This is a genomic window from Catenibacterium sp. CAG:290 (assembly GCF_000437715.1).
Lineage (GTDB): Bacteria > Bacillota_I > Bacilli_A > Erysipelotrichales > Coprobacillaceae > Catenibacterium > Catenibacterium mitsuoka_A.
The window spans coordinates 1-3,488 of sequence record NZ_FR898817.1; the positions used below are offsets into that span (position 1 = coordinate 1).

Genomic DNA, 3,488 nt, shown 5'->3' on the forward strand with positions numbered 1-3,488 from the left:
GCAAATTGTATCTCATCCATCGACATTCCGTAATTATTTGCTGGACGATTTGAACAAACAACAACATTTGCATATTTAATCTGTCTTTGGATTTGCGGATCTACATTATATCGCCTATCAATACTGTCAAACGGTGAGCTACTTGGGACAGAATAATCTCTTACATTATATTTTGTTCTATCCAATAATGCAGTAATTGTTTCATAGTCATCATTGTTCCAACGATGTGGTATAAATACATTTATCATTTAAATCTTCTCCTTCTACATTGCTTTCACTTAGATGGTATTCTTATTTACCAGTTGCCAATAATGTTGTCCCTGTGCCGTTAACTTACAAGATTTATGATGAATTGCAGCATAATACATATGTTCTTCTCCCACCGGAATTACCAAATTCAATTTTACAAATCTTTGCAAAGTTGCGAATATAGCCTCATGCTCTTTGTTTACATCTTTAACATCTGCTTCATGTTTATCAGGTTCATAAGTTGGATCTAATGGATATTCATCATATTGTGAAGTAAATATTTCCGTTATTTGTCGTAATTCTGCAATAGGAATCGGCGGTGCATTTTTTCTTAATGAAACAAAGCTACTAATGTTGGCCTTAAATAACGGTCTTTGCTCATCCCACGCTCCCAATGAACGATCAATATAAGAATAGATGCTACCTGGTGACACTTCACCTAATAAATTCATAGCACCACCATACAATGCTTCAACTAAAAGAGAAGTAAAAATGCCATGTCCATTTTCTTCTGAAGCATATTCTGATGGTCCACAAGCTGCAAGTATCGTTGTCCCATTATGTAACACAGAATAATTCTGCATTTCTACAGGATTAGAAATTGCTCCACTAAAACAACTATCCAGTATAATGATCTTATTTCTTGCTTTCGATTGTGCCACAAATCCCATCACTTCATTTAATGACACGCCTTCATCAGGACGTTGTATTTCACTCGTACATAAATATCCTCCTAATGCATCGAATGAGCCATGACCTGAATAATATAAAACTGCTATTTCCGAATCAGTTTTAAATAAATTTTCTATAGCATCCCTTAAATCATTTCTGTTTATATATGATGCCTCACTGGTAGCACACATGAGTTTTACTTCAAAATTTAAAGTTCCATCCCCATTTCGCTCTAAAGCTGCTTTTACTGAATTAGCATCATTTACACAACCATGCAAATCATCCACATGCTCATAACAATCAATTCCTACACACAATGCTTTTCTCATTTTCATCCCCCTTTCTTATCTCTAAGTATACACCTACATTACTACTCCCCACAACCGATTATCTTTTATTTCTTTTTGGGCGGTTTTACCGGTGGCATTGGTGGTTTCGAAGTTGTCGGAGGAAGTGAAAACCCCCTTTTTCCTCCTTTTTTTTCTCCAGTTGGTTTATTTTGTTTATTATTTTCGTCCATACTTACACCTCTTAAAAATTATTTGCAAAATATGCATCATTTTTCCTATCGGCAATTTCTCTAAAATTATCTTTTTCTAATAATGTCTCTTCTTTTAAGTTTTTATTTTCTATATTGGCAAACTCATCCTTAAAAGAATATAATAATTCATTTATCTCGTTCTCTGACAAATCTCCCGATGCTACTTTAAACCAATTATATTCTATTTTGTTATATAGAAATTTTAAATCTTCCATAAATGGAACTAACATCTTTAATCGCTTACTATACGGCAAAAAACCTTTAATCGTTGTTAACACCTGCGAAATTGCTATTATAATAGACCAGACAAACGAATATTTCTGCCATATAGCCCATGCCGCAATACTTGTTGAAGACGCAATTGCCACAACAATATTAATGATCCTATCCCATCTGTAAGAATCTTCTGTATACACATCTAAATAGAATATCCATGCTTTAATTTGAACCATATATTTCCAGTACTTCTCTTGCATATTATTTTCCCCAACTCTGATAAAAACCGGATCCCCTTATCCTCATATCTTTAGCAGATCCGTGTAAATCTTTCTCCGAGCAGTATTTGATTTATTAGTAAATTCAACACCATTATACCAATTTATCAATTTCTCTCTTTGCTTATCCGAAATATCTTCTCTATGGAATACAAAATACCCAACGAGATAATTCACATAATCAGAACGATTAAATTTTTCCAAATCATTATTTTCTATAAACTTCAAAGCTCTTTCCAATGCTTCTAATGTCATTTCAAAGCATTCTTTTAATTTATCTGGCTCTAAGTTGCAAAGCTGATTTTCTTTTGTGTCAGATGAAATAGGTGCAAAATTATTCGAATGTTTACCGGAAACAAGCACTTCATACGCTGGATTTAATGCTGCAATTGAATATGAAACATTTGTCTTCTGCGGTGTAAAAAAATCATATCCATATTCCTGTACCTTATTACGATATACATGCGTATATTGTGTATACACATCAATACCATGTGCTTTCAATTTAGAAAATCTCATTTGAATAATACTTACACGACTTCCTGCATTATTCAAGACCTCAAACCAGTTAATCTGCTCATCTTCGGTAAGATCTGTTGCAAAATTAATTGTATATTGGTAAGTCTTTATTTTATTTCTAATCTGTAGTAACGCATTTACTACCATTGGTGATGCCAAAGCTTTATTTTTTTCTGTATAAGTAATTAGTTTGTTATCATCTTTATTCAAGAGCACACCAACTGGTACCTGATTTTTCCGATATGCTTCTGCGTTTATAACAAATTCTCCCTTTCCTAAATCTAACACTACACTTTTTAAATCTGGATGATTGCAATATGCTTTATAATTTGTCGTTAACCTCTGTTGCCCATCTACAACAGACATCTGCCCTCTTACAGTTTCAGAAAGTAATTCCCTTTCTATAAAAGAAACTTGTGGTACTGCAAATTCCTTTTCTGTATTATTTATTATGTTAATGGAGATTGCAGATATGGGAGATTTACTTAAAAGTTGATAATTTAACAATTCAACACATTTTGCCAATGTCCAACTAACATCTCTTTGATATAAAGGCAATGTTAATTCATTCTTTTCTATATACTCACATAACGTAAAAATATATTCTTGTCTACTATTTTTTGTTGGATTAAGATTTGCAGCCTCCAACAATTGTTTGTTAATATTCATTTCGTCTCCTTTCTAGCTGCTTTTTTTAGCAGCTTCATTGTTTTTATTAAATTTATCAGTTTTTATTCATTTTGTCAATAGCTGCTACTCCATTTTAATTTATGTGCCAATACAATTTGTGACTTATAATCCGTTGTCTTATAATCTTCTTAATTTTATGATAAAAAAGAGGTGATTTTATGAATATTCAATTATATTTTGGCATGGCAATTAAACAATTACGAATTTCTCAAAAAATTAGCCAAGAAAAATTTGCATTACATATAAATATGGATCGAACCTATTACGCTTAAGATACTCATATTCCTCATTGCCTTCACAGATAATGCAAATTTTATGCTTAT

The 3,488-nt window shown here is 32.2% G+C and carries 5 protein-coding genes; all 5 read right to left on the reverse strand.

Translation table 11 applies throughout. The features are described from left to right. On the reverse strand, positions 1–248 hold a 248-nt coding region (locus QVO42_RS06160; RefSeq protein WP_288163940.1), incomplete at its 3' end, for a hypothetical protein. Between the two features lie 30 nt (positions 249–278). Further along, complete coding sequence (locus QVO42_RS06165; RefSeq protein ID WP_022425277.1) at positions 279–1,250, reverse strand: caspase family protein; 972 nt, start codon at positions 1,248–1,250, stop codon at positions 279–281. Between the two features lie 65 nt (positions 1,251–1,315). Beyond that, positions 1,316–1,441 carry a hypothetical protein gene (locus tag QVO42_RS06170; protein WP_022425278.1) on the reverse strand — a complete coding sequence of 42 codons (126 nt, stop codon included), beginning with the start codon at positions 1,439–1,441 and terminating at the stop codon, positions 1,316–1,318. A gap of 11 nt (positions 1,442–1,452) precedes the next feature. After that, a complete protein-coding gene (locus QVO42_RS06175; RefSeq protein WP_087252176.1) occupies positions 1,453–1,938 on the reverse strand; it encodes a hypothetical protein in 486 nt (161 codons plus the stop codon). A gap of 42 nt (positions 1,939–1,980) precedes the next feature. Continuing rightward, positions 1,981–3,144, reverse strand: coding sequence for a DUF262 domain-containing protein (locus QVO42_RS06180; protein WP_022425280.1), 1,164 nt, complete (start codon positions 3,142–3,144; stop codon positions 1,981–1,983). Between the last annotated feature and the right edge of the window lie 344 nt (positions 3,145–3,488).